Source organism: Pseudoalteromonas sp. Z1A8 (assembly GCF_011378855.1).
Lineage (GTDB): Bacteria > Pseudomonadota > Gammaproteobacteria > Enterobacterales > Alteromonadaceae > Pseudoalteromonas.
The window spans coordinates 55100-73705 of record NZ_WTLB01000003.1 but is presented as its reverse complement, the minus strand read 5'-3'; the positions used below and the strand labels follow the sequence as shown (position 1 = coordinate 73705).

The following is an 18606-nucleotide window of genomic DNA, read 5'->3' as shown; positions in this document are numbered from 1 at the left end:
TCGTGTATTAGCAAGTTTGCCACGTTAAATTTTTATATGCTAGTTGAATGCCTAATAACCTCTTGCTGTAAAAATGATACTTATAACAATTAAACAAACGCTTAATGCACAGCCAAAGCAAATAATAAGCACACTATTGGATCATCAACAGTTGCATCGATTTTTTAACGCCAAATTTACGCTGCTACAAGCACAAGACGAAGGGCAAATAGAAGGCGGAAAAGGATCTGTTAGGCAAGTAAAAATAGGTAAAATAACTTTTTCAGAGCAAATAATCAGTGCCGATCAAAATCATATCCATTACCAAATAGTAGGCGATAAACCAGTAGCTAATCATCGAGGCGATATATACCTCACTGCAAATAAAGACATCAATACTTTAGTTACCGAACTTAACTATTGCATAAGCTGCTCAGCTCCATGGTGGATGCCAAATGCATTACTTAAATATGTTATTACAAAAGATATAACCCAAGCGTTAAACAATTTAAATAATTATTTTTTGGCGGGTAAAGTATGAACTCAGAAATTATTTTGCTCGCTCTTAGCCCGTTATTTTTGATATTTGTTTGCTGTGAGTTTATTAAGTTTAAGCGCTATTACGACATAAAAGATAGCCTAGCAAATACAGTGTTAGCGCTATTACACCAAGGCGCAGATGCTATTGCGTTACTGCTGTTAATGCCTTTATTTAATTGGTTGTATGACTATAGATTGTTTGATATTGAAGTGAGTGTATTAAGTATTGCATTTGCATTTTTACTGCAAGATTTTTTGTATTATTGGTTTCATAAAGCATCGCATCATATTCATTGGTTGTGGGCTGCACATGTGGTGCACCATAGCTCAACTAAAATGAATTTCACCACCGCATTTAGGCAAAGCTTAATGTACCCCGTAGCCGGTATGTGGATGTTTTGGCTACCTATGATTTTAATTGGATTTGAACCGCTAACAGTATTTAGCGTGGTTGCATTAAATTTGGCGTATCAATTTTTTGTACATACTCAAATAGTAGGTAAGTTAGGCTGGTTTGAAAAAGTATTTAATACGCCTTCGCATCACCGAGTTCATCACGCAATAAATGCAGGTTACCTTGATAAAAACTTTGCCGGTGTACTTATTATTTGGGATAAGCTATTTGGCACCTTTGTAGAAGAAGATAAATCAAAGCCTTGTAAATACGGAATTATAGGGCAGCTTAATAGCAATAACCCAGTCGTTATTACGTTTCATCAGTGGGAGCACTTATTGAAAAGTGTTTATAAGGCATCGGGAATAAAAGCTAAATGTAGAGTGCTATTTGGCTACCCTACAACTAGTATTAAACGTAAGTAAGTTATTGTGGCTTTTTACTTCTTGGCGCACCCAATAAAATACAAGTATGGCAAATACATACAGACAAAAATGCGCTAATACCTAATGCACCGCCATAGCCGTCAAGCTTTGGTACAAGGTACTCAAATAATATTGAAAACAAAATAGATGAGCTTGCTACGGTATAAATACCAAAGCGATGTGGGGCGCTCATACCTATAAATGTACCGCCAAAAAATACAATTGCGTATAAATCGGGGTTTAAATTTAAGGCGCTAAAAATTAAATAAGCAATAATAGACAGTGAAGATGACGCTCTTACACCATCAAAGCGGCTATGTTTAGCCAAATAAAATGTTAAAAAAGCACCAAGCAGTACCAGTAAAGGGTATTCAATACTCATAATACAATTCCTTTAGCTAATACAAAAAGTGCCACACTAGCAAAGGCAACACTGCCAAGCTTACCGCCAAAGCCTGTAAACATATTCATAGTAAGCACATACAAACTTGAGCCAATAAGCGAAATAATAGCAATTTCCCAGTAACTGGTAATTAAGTGGGTTGAGCACATACCTGCAAAACTGCCAGCATAAATTGCAGCATAAGGATGGTTTTTATAATGCGCAGGAAAAGGAATAAACGAGCCAATAAGCCCCGTTAGTGCAGCAGAAATCACTAAAGGCAAGGCAAAAGTAGTGTGCATCGCAAAGCAAGCTACAAAGCCTAAAAAGAAAGTGATGAATTTTAAAAGTAGGAATTTAATCATAGCGGCGCATTTTAAACTAATCCTTTAGCGCTTTCTAATACTCTCTAACAAATAAATGTTATAAGTAATTACAAACCTAAAAAGAGTGTTTTTCAAACAACTTTTAGGTATTAAATATGCTTAATAGTATCGTTGTTAATGTTCTATAAATCACAAGTTATGTATAATAACGATAATTTAATGTATTAAAGAGTTAACCAAGGGTAATTTATGTCTAACTGTTTGCATCTGGCTATTCCGGCTGGCGATTTAAAAGTGGCTAAAGCGTTTTATTGTGACGTACTTGGCTGTAAAACGGGTAACAGTGAAGAAGGTCGCTGGGTAGATATAGATTTTTGGGGTAATGAACTTACCTTGCACCAAAGTGTTGAGCGCCTACCAACAGTTCGCCATGATGTAGATATGGGAGCTGTAGCAGTACCTCACTTTGGAATTCACTTATCTGAAGATGAATTTAATGGATTAAAAAAACGTATTGAAGATGCGGGTATTGAATACCTAGATAAACCATACCGTCGTTTTATTGGTGATGAGTTTGAGCAAGAAACGTTTTTTATTGAAGATCCAAATGGCAATGTGCTTGAAATGAAAACCATGGTAAACCCAGAGGTTTTATTTAAAAAAGTATAAATACAGTTGTATTAGTAAAGCTTATAGCCACTTTAATTAGTGGCTTTTTTATAACTGTTAATCAGTGTTTTTTGATAAATGACTTAATATTTATAGGTGAAAAAAATCACACTATATGAGTGATTTTTATTCACTCTACAATATAGTAACAGCCGCGTAGACTTAATCTTAACTCTCATACTTTATTGTTATTTATGCTACTTAAACTTACAATCGCACCTTTGCTTATTTTACTGATAACATATGCCCAAAAGCGCTTTGGTAGTTTTGTTAGTGGGATTATTCCTGGATTGCCTATCACCTCGGGGCCAATATCTTATTTTATAGCGCTGGAGCAAGGTAAGCTATTTGCTGCAAACTCTGCTGTGGCATCTTTATACGGTATGAGTGGTATAGGTTTATTTTGTTTTAGTTACTTGGTTGTATCACGAAGATTTGGTGTGTTTAAGTCGCTTTTTACAGCGTTAAGCATTTGGTGTGTATTTAGCATTATTACTTTATTTTTGCCTGTGGATATTATTGTGGCGAGTGTGGTTTCGCTGTGTATTTTACTCGGTTTAACTGTTATCTCCACAAAGCTAAATATATCAGTTGATGCAAAACCATTAAATGCTCGCTGGGAGCTGCCAGTAAAAATGGTACTCGTAACAAGTTTTATTGTGCTTGTTACGTTTATATCACAACATATAGGGTCTGCTTGGAGCGGATTAATATCTACCTTTCCGGTTATTTTAGCGGTGATGGGCAGTGTTGCTCACTTTAGTGACAAACAAGCCTCAACGTTTAAAATTCTTAATGGCGGTATTATTGGTTCATTAGGTGGGTGTGTATTTTTTGCAGTAATTGCCTTAGCGCTTAAGCTTAACTTTGTTATTTGGCAGGTATATGCAGCCGCAGCGGTTTGCTCAACATTGTTTACTATCGTTGTTAGTTATTTTGTAAATCGTAAACAGCTTAGCCAACCAACGCCAGCTTTAAGTAATTAAACTAAGAGACTCTAGCCATCAACTAAAGTCAGTGGTTTTACTTTTCGCAGCATTTTTTGCTGATACATGGCGCTGTCGCCAGCCTTTAAAATTTGATCAATACTGTGTGGTGGAACATTAAAGTTAGTAAGCCCCACACTTGCGTGTATATTAATCTTATTGCCGTTTAGTGTTATTACAAGTTCGTTTAACTGGCGTTCTAGTTCATGTACTTTGCTGTTTACTTCGTCGTTATTGTTAAAGTGAGCAAGTACGACAAATTCGTCACCACCAATCCTTCCTACAGCATCGCTTCTTCGCATGCTGTTTTTTAAATAATTGGCTACACAGCATAAAACTTTGTCGCCACTATCGTGGCCGTGTGTGTCGTTTATTTGTTTAAAGTTATCAAGATCGATATACATTAGGCACAAAATACCCGATTGCTCGCTGTGTTGTTTAATGAGTAAATTGGCCTTTTTGCTCCAACCTCGCCTATTTAAAATATTACACAAGTGATCGTAGTTCGCCTCCGACTCTGCTTGTTTTTTGGCTATACGCATTCGACTTACTCTTCTAGACACCGCCACAGCAAGTAAAAATGATTCTATAGCGAAAGCTAAAATAAATCCGTAACGCTGCATAAATGGATTTTGATTAATAAGTAATACTCTAAATATCATACTTACGAGCACCAAGCTCAACGCTATAAAAACAAGTGTTGCTTCGTGTATTCCTTTACGAGCTTGCAGTGCTGCTAAAATAAAAATGACAGTAACAATAACTAATGAGCCGTAAGCCATTATGTTGCCCGCTACTTGCCAAATCAAAATATTGCTGAACAATATTCTTATTAAACAAAAGCACATAACAATACTTGCCATAATTTTTAAAGCTTTACTTGTTTTTGGCCAGTTTGTGTTTAGTTCAAGCAGCGCGCACATAAACCATGTAGCACTGAGTACCGTTAGGCCTACGCTGAGTAAATATAAATCAAATAGGAGTGATGAAACGTGCTCAGTTATGAATAAATAGAGCTGGCCTTCTTGAAGTAAAATAAAGCTGCCAATACAAAAAATATAGGCGCTGTATAGTTTAAATATACTGTCATGCAGCCTATGGCCCATTATTAATACGTAAAAAATGAGCGTAATACATAGCCCATAAAAAGCACCCATAATGAGATTATGTTGTTGTGTGTTTTTAAAAAACAATTGTGTATTTTGCCACTTAAATCGAGGTGTATAGTTGAGTTTTGACTCAAGAGTAATAACGGCAGTAAAGCTTCCTGAATCCATTAAAAAGGCAATTTGCCCCGATTTCAATGGCTGTTTTATTATATCGTTTTGCTGCCATGTAAAGCCAGGATGCAAAAACGAAAGTACGCCACCATGCTTTAACGAGCAGTTGAGCTGAAATTCGTTTGTGCCACGTTTGGCCAGAAGTTTAGATGCTGTATTAAGTTGTAAAGATGAGAGAGAAGATTGGCTATTTAAAGGTGTTATATTGCAAAAGTCGGCTGCATTGCTACTGTCGGCTGCATTACTAATAAATGCTATTAGGTAGATAAAAAATAGAAATACATATTTAACCCCTCCCTGCAAAATATTAGGGTCTGTATTTTTATGATTTTTTTTATCGGCCATAAGCGCATCCAAACTCAACTACTTTTTTATAGTAGCAGAGCTTACTCGTTTAGCTAATTGTTACGTTATAAAAGTAACAATTAGCTAATTGTTTGTAGCGTAGTTTAGCTATGTAATTGAGTTAACATTTCACTTGGCGTTTTATTAAAGTGACGCTTAAATTCGCGGCTAAATTGCGATGGGCTGGTATAGCCAACTTTTAATGCGGCTTCGTTTGCCTTGCTTCCACTACTGGTTATAAGCTCTTTAGCCTTAGCTAAGCGTACTTTTTTTAAATACTGCAAAGGTGACTCAAACGTTACTTGCCTAAAAGCACGATGAAACGACGACACACTCATATTTACATCTTCAGCTAACCCTTCAACCGTAATTTGATTGGCATAACTACTGTGCATAGTCGACAGCGTACGTGCTATGCGCGCATAGTGCCCGTCGTGCATGGCAAGGCCTATTAACGTGTCGCCTTGTGGGCCGCAAAGCACACGATATACTAATTCTTTTACTATATCTTCGCCAAAAATGTCTGCTTCAATAGGGTTATTAAGCACGCTAAGTAAGCGGTGGGTTACTTGCTCCATAACGCCATCTATTTTAGCCGATTGAACGCCACTCATTTGCCCTGTGGTGAATGGCTTATGTGTACCAATTTGGTTTACTAGCTTGTGTAACATTACCGGGTTTATATCTATAATAATGCCCATTACAGGCAGGTTGTTATCGGTAAAAGCTTCGCACTCAAGTGGCACGGGGACACCTAAAACAAGGTAGTCACCTTCGCCATACTTTATTTGATGTTCAGGGAAATGAATTATTTTATGTCCTTGGCCAACAATAATAATACCTGAGTTATATATGAGTGGCTGGCGTGGCGAGCTTTTACTTGCGCGATGAAAATACACACCTGGAATAATGGTTTCCATGTTGCCTTCAAAGTTGAGTAAATTATTGTGCTCTGCAAATTTTTGCATCATGTTGGCTATTGAGAACATTAAAGCATCTACTATCGTACTAATTTTGTGTAAAATATCAATATTGACAGTTTTAGGCAAGCTTTTGCGAGTTATTGGGCTTTTTTAATGTTTGTTTTGCCACTAATATGCACTCATTGAAGTTTGGCTTAGTTAGTAACTAAGCATTATATTTAGTATTTAACCGTCACCTAGGAGCAAAATAATGAAATTTAGCTACGTAAATCCAACACTTATCCAGTTCGGCCAAGAACAAATTGCCTCACTAACTGATTTGATCGCAAAAGATCAAAAAGTACTTGTAGTGTACGGCGGCGGTTCAATTAAAAAGAACGGCGTGTACGACCAAGTTGCAGCAGCACTTGAAGGCTTTGATTGGGTTGAATTCTCGGGAGTTGGCGCTAACCCAACAATTGAAGTGTTAGACCAAGCAGTAAAAATTTGTAAAGAACAAGATATCGACTTTGTACTAGCTGTAGGCGGCGGTTCTGTAATCGACGGCGTTAAATACATTGCAGCATCTGCCGTTTATGATGGCGAAGGTTGGGATATTCCTACTGGTAAGCATAAAGTAACTAGCGCATTACCTATTGGGGCAGTACTTACGCTTCCAGCTACAGGTTCTGAGTCTAACCAAGGTTCTGTTGTGAGCAAAGCTGCGACTAAACAAAAACTTCCGTTTATGTCTCCTGCGGTACAACCTAAGTTTGCAATTATGGACCCTGATGTAATGAAAACATTACCACAGCGCCAACTTGTAAATGGTTTAGTAGATGCATGGGTTCATACGTGTGAGCAGTACCTAACATTCCCTGCCGGTGCACTTGTACAAGATGGTTACGCTGAAGCGCTATTAAAAGCACTTAAATCATTAGGCGATAACTTTGAAAACCAAGACGATGCATGGCGCGCAAACCTTATGTGGGCAGCTAACCAAGCACTTAACGGTTTAATTGGTTCTGGTGTATCGCAAGATTGGGCAACGCACATGATTGGCCACGAGCTTACAGCCGCTTACGGTGTTGACCATGCACGTTCACTTGCTATTGTTCAGCCTTCTTTACTGCGCAACCAATTTGCAGTTAAAAAAGCAAAACTAGAGCAAATGGGTAAAAACGTATTTGGTCTTGAGCAATCTGACGACTTAGCTGAGAAAACAATTGCAGCAATTGAAGCGTTTTACCACAGCCTTGACGTAGCAACTGTGCTTACTGAACATGGCGATGATAAAGCCGCGGCTATTGACAATATTATTGGTAAACTTGAAGCGCACGGCATGCTAGCACTTGGTGAAAACCAAGCAATTACGCTTAAAGAAAGCCGTGAAATTTTAGAGCAAGCAGTTGCTTAATCACTTTTAAGTAACTTAAAACTAAAAGCCGCTAACGTTTAAAGTTAGCGGCTTTTTTGTGCATAAAACACATTAAAAACACTGCATTGATAATTAACCAATAATACCGATATTAACATTTCCAAATGATGATAGTAAACTGTGTTCATCGGTTAGCAGAACTAACACCTTATAAATTTACACAGGATAAAAACTCATGACACTATTGCAAAAAATATTAAGCTCAAAAGCAGGCGTAGCAGCATTAATTTTACGAGTGCCAGTTGGCCTTATTTTAGCGGCGCATGGTGCACAAAAACTATTTGCTTGGTTTGGCGGTTATGGCCTTGAAGGCACAGGGCAATGGATGGCAAGCATTGGCTTAGAGCCAGGTTACTGGTTAGCAATGATGGCCGGTAGTGCAGAGTTTTTTGGTGGTATTGCCTTGGTTATTGGTTTATTAACACGCCCAGCAGCGGTTGTTGCCGGCTTTACAATGTTGATTGCTATTTTTAGCGTGCATATTAGTAATGGTTTGTTTATGGCAAACAATGGCTACGAATATGCTTTAACGTTACTTGTTGTAATGGCTGTACTTGTTATTCAAGGGGCAGGAAGTTTTTCGCTTGATAACGTATTAGCTAAAAAACTAGCTAATAAATAACGTTTATAAATTTAAAAAACAGCGGCCAATTTGGCCGCTGTTTTTGTTTAAATAACCTATTTAGCTGAAAAAGTTAAAGAATAACTATACTGCTTTTGCTCAAGTAAATATTCTTTATGGGTGCTTGGGCTCCACGAGTCATCGCCACCCACGCCCATATGTTGATGATCAATATGTACATGCACGCAATCATCAGCAATTAGCTCATTAGTGTGCTTTGCCTGTGTTAACATACTTTGTGAATACTCACTGGCGACAAATAAAAACGCGCCAGTTACGGTTAAGTTATTAATGCTCAGTAATTGGCAATCGCTACGCAGTCCGTTATCGGTTGGGAATATATACGGGGTATGTAGCTCATTTAAGCTCAAGCTGTAATAACCTAAACGTGCTGCGGCTTTGCGATCTGGGTAGTTTTCAAAAGGCCCTAACCCTAGCCAGTTTACTTGTGTATTACTTTGCTTGTTAAGCGTTGTACTTAACCCTATTCGCGGCATTGGTGGCAGAGTGTCGTTTAAGTGCACATCAATATTGATGCTAATAGTGCCGGTATTATTGAGGGTATATAACCACTGTGTTTGTGCTTGTAGCGCGCCATTAAACTCGTAATTAAATACACAAGTAATACGTACATCAACGCTTGATTGCACTGCATTAATTGAGCTACATGTGCGCTGCCATTGTCCTATACCTGCGCGCAACCAACGAGCTTCCCATGCATTAGGATCGAGGTTGTCTACCTCGCTTACACCAATATCGTTATCAAGTGGTGCACGATAAAAATTATCAACTAATGGGCTACTAATAACCTGAGTATCGTTTTGTAACCACTGCTCTATAAGCCCTGATTGCTTACTAAAAATAAGTTTAAACTTATCGCCTTCAATACTTAGGTGAGAGTCTGTTTCATTAACACTTATAGCGCTTTGCTCTGTAGCTGATGCAAACACATTACAGCTTAAGCTCTTGCTGTTTATAAGCTTAAACTGCGCGGTATCCATAACGTGATTAGCGTTTGCAAAGTGCGAGTCGTTAATTAGCACACACTCTAAATTTAAGTGATACTGTGCGCCTTGCTCAAACGTTGTTTTGGTTTTAATTGTTAAAGTGTGCGTACTTTGCGGCGCTATATTAAGTACTTGCTCGCCTTGCTCAACGCATATGCCATTTTGCATTAATTGCCAAACGAGTTTTTCGTTATCTGTTGCCCTAAATACGTAATCGCTAAATACATCAATACTGTATTGATTTTTATTTTGCTCACGCAGTGTAAATTGTAAATGTTGCTGGCTGTATTTAGCTTCAAATAGGCTTGGGTGCGGTGTACGGTCAGGGAATAATAAACCGTTTATACAAAATTGACGGTCATTTAGTTCATCACCAAAGTCGCCACCGTAAGCCCAGTAATGCTCGCCATTTTCGTCTGTTTTAGATAAACCTTGGTCTACCCAATCCCAAATAAAGCCACCTTGTAGGCGTGGGTATTCTCTAAATGCTTGCCAGTAATCGTCAAAGCTACCTAGGCTGTTACCCATAGCGTGCGCGTACTCACATAAAATAAGCGGGCGAGTTTCACCTGGTAGGCTCAACCATTTTTTAATTGAATACTTAGGCACTGCATCGTCTTTTATATCGGTATCTACACGGGCGTACATTGGGCAAATAATGTCGGTAGCCGTTGTATTTGCTCCGCCGCCTTCGTATTGCACTGGGCGAGACGGGTCAAAGCTTTTTGACCAGCCGTACATGGCATCGTGGTTGGCACCATGCCCGCATTCGTTACCCAGTGACCAAATAATAATAGAGGGGTGGTTTTTATCGCGCTCAACCATTTGTGTATAACGCGACATAAATGCGCTAGCCCACTGCGGATCGCTCGCTAAACGCCCCATAGGAAACATACCATGGGTTTCTATGTTGGCTTCATCTACTACGTATAAACCTAGCTCGTCACATAGCTCGTAAAAACGTGGATGATTAGGGTAGTGAGCAGTACGCACGGCATTAAAGTTATTTTGCTTCATCAGCTTAATATCTTCAATCATATCGGCGGTAGTAACTGTATGGCCGTTTTCTGGGTGGTGTTCGTGGCGGTTAACACCGCGAATGAGTAGCGGTTTGCCGTTTAAGCAAAGCTGCCCGTTAAGCATTTCTACTTTTCTAAAGCCAATGTTATAAGCTTCAACGTCGATGGTATTGCCTTGCTCATCAAGCAGGCTCACAACGCAGCGGTATAAGTATGGGGTTTCGGCGGTCCATTTTTTAGGGCTTTGTATATCAATTGTTTGAAATACAACATCGCTCCAACCACCTTTTTCATCAACACGTTTATTGTTAGTACTTTGAATTTGCGGCTCACATAGCGCCTGTTCGCCATCAAAAACTTGCACTGCTATTTGATAGTTATTTGGCGCATTAATCGCCGTTTTTATATGTAGCGTTGCATCGCGATAGCAAGCGTCTAAATCGGGGGTTATAAACACATCACGTATTTGGTTTTGTGGTTTTGTAAGTAAGTTAACATCGCGAAAAATACCGCTTAGCCACCACATGTCCTGATCTTCTAAATAACTGCCATCGCTCCAACGAATAACCATAACGGCAATACGGTTAGTGCCTGCAACTAACAGTTCGCTTAAATCAAACTCGCTCGGTAAACGGCTATCTTGTGAATAACCCACCCACTGTCCGTTACACCACAGGTGAAACGCCGAGTTAACGCCTTCAAAAATAATATGATTACGCTGAGTTAGCTGACTTTCGCTTATATTAAATTCAGTGCGGTAACAGCCTGTAGGGTTGTCGCTTGGTACAAAAGGCGGGTTAACTGCAAATGGGTACTTAACATTACAGTAAATAGGTTTATCAAAGCCGTGTAATTGCCAGTTAGAAGGCACTGTAATACTTTGCCAGTTGCTGTTTAGTGTTTCACTTAGCAACGATTCATCAACCGCTTCGGGTTTATCAAATAATTTAAAGTCCCACTGACCGTTTAAACTTTGTTTTTGCGATTGCGTGTTAGTACGGGCATGGTCAACGCTTTTAAATCCATTGAGTGGGCTGTGCGCTTTTACTTGATTAACTTGTACTGAAATTGGGTTTTCCCAATCTCGGCGATTAATTATGTGCTGTAAAGAGGTCATGTTTATCCTATTGCATAAGCGGGCAATTATAATGCGCTAAATATAGCTAAAAATAATCGCAGGGGTTATGCTTAAAGCTCTCCTTTATTTGTCCAAAACTATCATTGTAATTATGCGCTATAACATTAAAGACATACTCGATATTGGTCCGCGTTGTATAGAACGCTTTATTGATTCACAAACGCTCGCGCAAATGCCAAACCTTGAAATAGCACTTGCGGGTTGCTCAAACCTATCGGGTCGTTATTGCGTAGCACGCTCAGCACCGCTAGAACATACACTTTTTTATACGCTTGCAGGGCAGGGTAAATTAACAACACAAAATGAGCAGTACACACTTAATGCCAATACACTTATTGTGCTACCAGCAAAGCAAAGCTTTGAAGTGAAAATTGATGCTGAACATTGGGATGTTATTTGGTTAAACCTTGCAAATACTAAACGTTGGCAGCATTTAAACTTAGCGCAAGCATTGGTATTAACCGAGCAAAAACTTGAACCGTTACACCTTGCTATGGAGCTTTTATACAGCGAGCCCAATGCTAATTTACGCGAAAGCGTAACGCCTATTTTAAGTCATTACTTAAATGCTACGCTGCAAAATAATTCACAGGGTGCGGCGCATAATCGTTTAATTAGTCTGTTTGAAGAGGTAGATAAGCGCTTGCAGTTTGATTGGACAATAGAGGTAATGTGCGAACATGTGCATTACTCATCGCCGCATTTGCATCGTTTATGCCAAGCGCAATTTGGTAAAAGTCCAATACAACAACTTATTTATTTACGCATTGAACGGGCTAAAAACTTATTGTTAAACACGGCTTGGCCAATTTCGCATGTGGCAAGTTATGTGGGGTACTCTAATATTTTTAATTTTTCCAAACGTTTTAAGAAGTCGGTAGGTGTGTCGCCAAGCGAATTTAGAAAATAACGTTAGCGGCTCTCTACATTTGAATAAATTTAAGGTATTGTGCGATTTCTTAAATTGCATTTTAGAGTTTTAGGTAGGTAATGCGCTCAAACCGTTTTTTAATAGTGATATTATTAGTGCTTGTACACAGCTTTATTAGCTGTGATGGTGCTGCGTATCATTTGCAAGAAGACGTTGATCACGTAACCAGTTCGTTATCGCAAGGCGACTCCACAGCCGATGATAACCAAAGCGATAAAACATCAACTACCGAGATTCATGCCCACCAACATTGCCATTGTGGCTACAACAGCACCTCTAGCCATTCAATAAGCCCAGAGCAAAGTAAAGCAACTTCGCCTGCGTGCTATAACGGGTTAAATTACCCGCCAGATGTACCGCCACCAAATTTTTATAGCTAGCTTTTAATTTTAAATACTTTGTAAAAACTGCCTGCGCTTGTGCGCTATTAGGCTAGTTATTTACATATTTAGGTTGCTTGATCGCGCTTGTTTTTAAAATAGGCGTAGTGATTAAGTTAACTCTGTTTGTTAAAAAACGGACACGCTATATGAATAAAAAACCAATTATGCTGGTGGCGCTAATGTGCGCGCTACCTGCTTTTAGTACTTTGGCGAATGTTAAAACATTAACCCTTAAGCAGGCACTGAGTAATACCGAACAACAAAATCTGGTATTAAAACGCTACCCTTATCATCAAAAAATATTGAGTGCGCTTAAATCTCAAGCTGCTCTTTCGCCTAATCCTGTATTGAATATTGAAGCTGAAAACTTACTGGGCACAAACAAGGCGCGTGGCATTCAAGGCGCTGAAATAACACTTGGGCTTAGCCAACTAATAGAGCTGGGCGATAAGCGCCAAAGCCGTATTAATTACGCAACCGCCAATATTAAAGCCCAAGCAATACAGTATCAAAATACCCGTTTAGCGTTATTGGCAACCACTGCTGAGCGATACTATCAAGGGCTTAAATTTCAAACATTATTAAGTTTAAATAGTGAACGTAAACAGGTAGTTACCCAGGCGCTTAAAGCGATTGAACAAAGAGCCAATGCGGGTGCTGCGTCGCAAGCTGATGTAACGCGCATGCGTTATGCACTTAGCCAAGTAGAGCTTGATAAAGCCATGCTTAATAGTGAATTTGAGCGAGCAAGTTTATCGCTTAACGAGCTGTGGAGTGAGGAGCAACCCTACGATACTTTTGCTGGCAATATTAATGTAATTACTGCGCTTAAATCAGCACAAGCACTTTTAGATGCGGTTAACCAAGCTCCTGAATTTGCATTATTACAGCAGCAATATTTACAGCAAACAGCCAACTTAACACTACAAAAAGCAAACGGACAAACCGATATTAACGTAGGGGGAGGCGTGCGCTATAACCAGCAAAATGACTCCAGCTCGTTAGTGTTTTCGTTTTCTATGCCACTGCAATTAAGCAATTCTAATAGCGGCAATATTGCAGCTGCAAATAGTCAGCTCATGCTTTTAAATGAGCAGCAAGGGCAATTGCGCATCCAGCTACGCCAGCAAGTACGTACTTTGTACGCTTATTATCAAGGTCGAGCTAATCAGGCAAAGCTATTATCTGATCAAATTATTCCTCAGGCACAAACATTGATTGAGCAAAGCTTAAAAAGTTATCAACGCGGACAAATTTCGGTGTTGCAATTGCTTGATGCTCAACAAGCACTTTTTGATTCTAAACGCACACTTATTACAACTCACGCAGAGCTGTACCAAGTGCTACTTACTCTTGAGCGTTTAACAGGCCAATCTTTAATTGAGACTCATCAATCATGAATAAAAATATAATCGCATTACTAGTATCACTTTCGTTTGCCAGCAGCTTTGTAAGTACACATGCATTTGCCTCTGCTGAGCATGGCGAGTCAGGTCATAAAGAAACTGAGCAACACGAGCAAAAGCAAGGTCCACACGGCGGCTTTTTATTAACTGACCCTAAATTAACACTTGAGCTTAAATTGCAAGAATTTGCAGGTAATGTTGAGCTACGTGTATATGGCTATAAACAAAATCAGCCAATTAATATAAACGACTTAAACATAACAATGAGTTTAAAACGTTTAGTTGAAGCCCCGCAAAATATACAGTTTACAGCTGAGGGCGACTACCTTGTGAGCACGCAATCAATTAACGAACCGCATTCGTTTGCACTTACCGTTACTGCTAATTATAACAGTGAGAGCATTAGCTATGAGTACGATCAACACGAAGGGCAAACCACGTTAACAGAGCGAGCTATTGAGCGCGCAGGCATTAAAACCGAGATAGCGCAAAGTGGTGAAGTAGATATTACCGATACGCTTTTTGGTGTTATTGCTCCAACACAACACGGCACGGTAGAAGTAATGGCGCCGTATGCCGGATTGATCAGTGATATTTTTGTAAGCATTGGTCAAAACGTTAAAAAAGGCGAAGTACTTGCCAATGTAACCAACCGCGAAACACTGCAAAATTACCCCATTAAAAGCCCAATTAGCGGCGTTGTAACCGAGCAATACTTAAAGCGTGGCGAGCTTGCAAGCACCAGCGCACTTATGCAGGTAGTTAACCTTGATAAAGTATGGGTTGAGTTATCGGCTTTTCCTGAAAACATTGAAAAACTCGCCATTGGTCAAAGCGCTAAAGTGTACGACCTACATCATCATTTAAATACGCAAGGAAAAGTGTTTTTTATAGCTCCAATGATGACTGGCGGGCACATAGCGCGCGCCCGTATAGAGCTTAATAACCCAGACGGGCATTGGCGCCCAGGCATGCATATAAATAGCGATGTAAGTGTGGCTAAAATAAATGCCAGCGTGCGTGTAAAGCCACAAGCAATTCAAGAGTTTAACGGTCAATTCAGTGTGTTTGTTCGTAAAAACAATGTATTTGAAGTGCGTCCCGTTACCTTAGGTGCAAAAAATAGCGAGTGGGTAGAAGTACTTACAGGCTTAAACGCAGGTAGCGAATACGTAACAGACAATAGTTATGTCATTAAAGCCGATATTTTAAAAAGCGGCGCAAGCCACGCTCACTAGGAGGCACCATGATTAATTGGATAGTTTCTTTTGCGGTTAAACGCCGCATGCTGGTGCTTGCGCTTACATTTTTATTTGCTGGATTTGGTGTATACAACATTCAAAATTTAGCAGTAGACGCAGTACCCGATATAACTAACGTACAAGTGCAAATTAATACCAAAGCGCAGGGTTTTACGCCATTAGAGGTAGAGCAACGCATTACCTATTTGGTAGAAACCGCCATGGCGGGCATACCTAAGCTTGATTATACCCGTTCGCTTTCGCGTTATGGGCTTTCGCAAGTAACGGTTATTTTTAATGAAGGCACCGATATTTATTGGGCGCGTCAGCAAATTGGTGAGCGCATTCAAAGTATTCGCTCCGACTTACCTAATAACGTAGAGCCAAACTTGGGTCCTATTGCCAGTGGTTTAGGCGAAATATTTACTTATAGTGTGCACGCCACGCCTAATGCGTTAAAAGAAGATGGCACCGCCTACAACGCCGAAGACTTACGTACTTTACAAGATTGGGTTATTCGCCCGCAGCTTTTAAAAGTAAAAGGCGTTACCGAAATAAACAGCCAAGGTGGTTTTGAGCGCCAATACCAAGTAGCGCCAGTGCCCGAAAAACTCATTGCCTATAAGCTTACTATTAGCGATGTAATTAGTGCACTTGAGGTTAATAACAGTAACCGAGGCGCAGGCTATATTGAGCGCTTTGACGGGCAATATTTAGTACGCTCGCCTGGGCAGCTTAAAACACTAGAAGACATAGCCAATACCGTTATAGCTAAGCGCGACGATGCGCCTGTACGCATTAAAGATGTGGCTAACGTGCTTTTAGGCAAAGAGCTTAGAACCGGCGCGGCCACTTATAACGGCGAAGAAACCGTGCTCGGCACCGCCATGATGCTAATTGGCGAAAACAGCCGCGTAGTGGCAAAAGCCATGGCTGATAAGTTAGTTGATGTGCAAAAAAGCTTACCCGCTGGCGTTATTGTTGAAGCGGTTTACGACCGCACAACTCTTGTTGATAAAACCATAGCAACCGTGCAAACCAACTTATTTGAAGGTGCCGTTTTAGTGATAGTAATTTTGCTATTACTGCTGGGTAATGTAACGGGCGCGCTTATTACGGCAATGGTTATTCCGTTGAGTATGTTGTTTGCCGTTACAGGAATGGTGGGTAATCGCGTATCGGGTAACCTAATGAGCCTAGGCGCAATCGACTTTGGTTTAATTGTTGATGGCGCTGTAATTGTTGTTGAAAACTGCCTGCGCCAACTCGGTGTAGCTCAGCATAAACATGGCAGGCTACTTACCTTAAACGAGCGTTTAAATGTAGTGACCGAAGCCACCAAAGAAGTATTTACACCGGCTGTATTTGGCATTGTTATTATTATGCTGGTTTACTTACCTTTATTTGCACTAAGTGGCGTTGAAGGCAAAATGTTTCAGCCAATGGCGTTTACCGTGGTTGCGGCGTTAGTAGGCGCACTTATTTTTGCAGTAACGTTTGTTCCTGCTGCTATTGCGGTATTTGTACGTGGCAAAGTTGATGAAACCGAAAACGCAGTCATGCGCGGCGTTAAAAAAGTGTATAAGCCATTACTTGGTATATCGCTTAAATTACCGTGGCTGATGGTGGGTATAGCCACGGCATTAGTATTGGTGCTTGGTTTTAAAGTTAAAAACATGGGCGCAGAATTTTTACCGAAACTTGATGAAGGCGATATTGCTATGCACGCGCTGCGCATTACCGGCACTGGTATTGAGCAATCTGTGCAAATGCAAAAAGAACTTGAGCAAGCCATATTAGATCAGCCTGAGGTTGCTAACGTATTTTCAAAAATTGGTACTGCCGATGTAGCAAGCGATCCTATGCCGCCTAATGTTGCCGATACTTTTTTAATACTCAAACCGCAAGATGAGTGGCCTAATCCAGCACTTACTAAAGCAGAATTGGTTCAGCAAATTCGTACCCGTGTTAACGATGTCCCTGGTAATAATTACGAATTTACACAACCAATAGAAATGCGCTTTAACGAGTTAATTGCTGGCGTGCGCGCCGATGTGGCACTGCGTATTTATGGTGACGACTTAAGCGTACTTAAAGAGTTTGGCGAAAAAGCCACAGGGCTAATGCGTAATATTGCAGGCGCTACCGATGTACGTTTGGAGCAAATGGAAGGATTGCCAACACTTTCGGTAACACCAATGCGTGACCACATGGCGTTATTGGGTTTAAGCGTAAACGATATTCAACAGACACTTACCGCCGCTGTTGGTGGTGTGCAAACCGGACTAATTTACGAAGGCGATAAACGTTTTTCGTTATTAGTGCGCCTTGATAAGCGTTGGTCTAGCGATGTATCAGCACTTGCTCGTTTGCCAGTTGCTTTACCTAAAGATAGTAACCCAGAACTTGCATTTGTACCGCTTGGCGAAGTGGCGACAATCAGCATTGAAAAAGGGCCTAATCAAATAAACCGCGAAAGTGGTAAGCGCAACGTCGTGGTAACTGCCAATGTAGAGGGGCGCGATTTAGCAAGCTTTGTAAGTGATGCGCAAGCAAGCATGAATGAATCACTTAACTTACCAAGTGGCTATTGGCTTGAATACGGCGGCACGTTTGAGCAGCTACAATCAGCAAGTAAGCGATTGTCGTTGGTTGTGCCGGTCACTTTACTGCTTATATTTGGCTTACTGTATAGCGCCTTTGGATCGCTTCGTGATTCATTGATTATATTTAGTGGTGTGCCACTGGCATTAACGGGTGGTGTGCTTGCGTTATTGCTGCGCGATATGCCGCTTTCAATATCAGCGGGTGTCGGCTTTATTGCCCTAAGTGGTGTCGCGGTATTAAACGGCGTAGTTATGCTGTCGTTTATAAAGCAGTTACGAAGCGATGGTTTAAGTTTGTTTGATGCAATTCACAGCGGTGCATTACAGCGCTTGCGCCCAGTACTGATGACGGCGCTGGTGGCAAGTTTAGGCTTTATACCTATGGCGCTTAATTCGGGAACGGGTTCTGAAATGCAAAAACCTCTCGCGACAGTAGTGGTTGGCGGGATTATTTCATCAACTTTACTTACGCTATTAATATTACCTGCACTTTATAAGCTGGTGCATGCAAAGTTTAATAAGCAAAAAGAGGCTGAGTTAATTTAACAATTTTGCTTAGCTAAAACAGATAATTAAAACGTAAAAAG

The 18606-nt window shown here is 40.2% G+C and carries 16 protein-coding genes; 11 read left to right on the top strand and 5 right to left on the bottom strand.

Going from position 1 to position 18606, the window contains the following annotated elements; translation table 11 throughout:
- Nucleotides 1–73: 73 nt before the first annotated feature.
- Complete coding sequence (locus GQR55_RS02120; protein WP_166419269.1) at nt 74–520, top strand: SRPBCC family protein; 447 nt, start codon at nt 74–76, stop codon at nt 518–520.
- A complete protein-coding gene (locus GQR55_RS02115) occupies nt 517–1338 on the top strand; it encodes a sterol desaturase family protein (RefSeq protein ID WP_166419268.1) in 822 nt (273 codons plus the stop codon). Before GQR55_RS02120 ends, GQR55_RS02115 begins: the two co-directional genes overlap by 4 nt.
- Before the next feature lies 1 nt (nt 1339).
- Here GQR55_RS02115 and GQR55_RS02110 read toward each other — a convergent pair whose 3' ends face one another.
- Both GQR55_RS02110 and GQR55_RS02105 read right to left on the bottom strand, forming a co-directional pair.
- Entirely contained in the window at nt 1340–1720 is a 381-nt protein-coding gene (locus tag GQR55_RS02110) for a hypothetical protein (protein WP_166419267.1), read from the bottom strand.
- On the bottom strand, nt 1717–2022 hold the full coding sequence (locus GQR55_RS02105) for a hypothetical protein (RefSeq protein WP_007587218.1): 306 nt from the start codon (nt 2020–2022) through the stop codon (nt 1717–1719). Before GQR55_RS02105 ends, GQR55_RS02110 begins: the two co-directional genes overlap by 4 nt.
- A gap of 273 nt (nt 2023–2295) precedes the next feature.
- Between GQR55_RS02105 and GQR55_RS02100 the strand changes: the two genes are divergently transcribed.
- Nucleotides 2296–2715 (top strand): VOC family protein, encoded by a 420-nt coding sequence (locus GQR55_RS02100; RefSeq protein ID WP_002962853.1) that lies wholly within the window; start codon nt 2296–2298, stop codon nt 2713–2715.
- A 194-nt stretch (nt 2716–2909) separates the two neighbouring features.
- Nucleotides 2910–3701, top strand: coding sequence for a hypothetical protein (locus GQR55_RS02095; RefSeq protein ID WP_166419266.1), 792 nt, complete (start codon nt 2910–2912; stop codon nt 3699–3701).
- An 11-nt stretch (nt 3702–3712) separates the two neighbouring features.
- Here the strand turns inward: GQR55_RS02095 and GQR55_RS02090 are convergent, their stop codons facing one another.
- Together GQR55_RS02090 and GQR55_RS02085 are read right to left on the bottom strand one after the other, a co-directional pair.
- The gene (locus tag GQR55_RS02090) at nt 3713–5326 is read right to left on the bottom strand and encodes a diguanylate cyclase (protein WP_166419265.1); all 1614 of its coding nucleotides are present in this window, start codon (nt 5324–5326) and stop codon (nt 3713–3715) included.
- Nucleotides 5327–5430: 104 nt separating this feature from the next.
- Nucleotides 5431–6315 carry an AraC family transcriptional regulator gene (locus GQR55_RS02085; RefSeq protein ID WP_166419264.1) on the bottom strand — a complete coding sequence of 295 codons (885 nt, stop codon included), beginning with the start codon at nt 6313–6315 and terminating at the stop codon, nt 5431–5433.
- A gap of 184 nt (nt 6316–6499) precedes the next feature.
- On the opposite strand from GQR55_RS02085, the gene GQR55_RS02080 reads away from it, so the two are divergent.
- Together GQR55_RS02080 and GQR55_RS02075 are read left to right on the top strand one after the other, a co-directional pair.
- Entirely contained in the window at nt 6500–7645 is a 1146-nt protein-coding gene (locus tag GQR55_RS02080) for an iron-containing alcohol dehydrogenase (protein WP_166419263.1), read from the top strand.
- Nucleotides 7646–7841: 196 nt separating this feature from the next.
- The gene (locus GQR55_RS02075; RefSeq protein WP_166419262.1) at nt 7842–8288 is read left to right on the top strand and encodes a DoxX family protein; all 447 of its coding nucleotides are present in this window, start codon (nt 7842–7844) and stop codon (nt 8286–8288) included.
- 56 nt (nt 8289–8344) lie between these two features.
- Here GQR55_RS02075 and GQR55_RS02070 read toward each other — a convergent pair whose 3' ends face one another.
- A complete protein-coding gene (locus GQR55_RS02070) occupies nt 8345–11431 on the bottom strand; it encodes a beta-galactosidase (RefSeq protein ID WP_166419261.1) in 3087 nt (1028 codons plus the stop codon).
- Nucleotides 11432–11543: 112 nt separating this feature from the next.
- On the opposite strand from GQR55_RS02070, the gene GQR55_RS02065 reads away from it, so the two are divergent.
- The 5 genes from GQR55_RS02065 to GQR55_RS02045 all read left to right on the top strand — a co-directional run bounded on the left by GQR55_RS02065 (nt 11544) and on the right by GQR55_RS02045 (nt 18565).
- A complete protein-coding gene (locus GQR55_RS02065; protein WP_007378231.1) occupies nt 11544–12362 on the top strand; it encodes a helix-turn-helix domain-containing protein in 819 nt (272 codons plus the stop codon).
- 80 nt (nt 12363–12442) lie between these two features.
- The gene (locus tag GQR55_RS02060) at nt 12443–12763 is read left to right on the top strand and encodes a hypothetical protein (RefSeq protein ID WP_008135125.1); all 321 of its coding nucleotides are present in this window, start codon (nt 12443–12445) and stop codon (nt 12761–12763) included.
- Nucleotides 12764–12912: 149 nt separating this feature from the next.
- Nucleotides 12913–14166 (top strand): TolC family protein, encoded by a 1254-nt coding sequence (locus GQR55_RS02055; protein ID WP_166419260.1) that lies wholly within the window; start codon nt 12913–12915, stop codon nt 14164–14166.
- Nucleotides 14163–15410, top strand: a complete 1248-nt coding sequence (locus tag GQR55_RS02050) for an efflux RND transporter periplasmic adaptor subunit (RefSeq protein ID WP_165740915.1) — start codon at nt 14163–14165, stop codon at nt 15408–15410. The genes GQR55_RS02055 and GQR55_RS02050 overlap by 4 nt, the downstream gene beginning before the upstream one ends.
- 8 nt (nt 15411–15418) lie before the next feature.
- Nucleotides 15419–18565: a CusA/CzcA family heavy metal efflux RND transporter gene (locus tag GQR55_RS02045; RefSeq protein WP_166419259.1), complete on the top strand. Its 3147-nt coding sequence runs from the start codon at nt 15419–15421 to the stop codon at nt 18563–18565.
- Nucleotides 18566–18606: the final 41 nt, after the last annotated feature.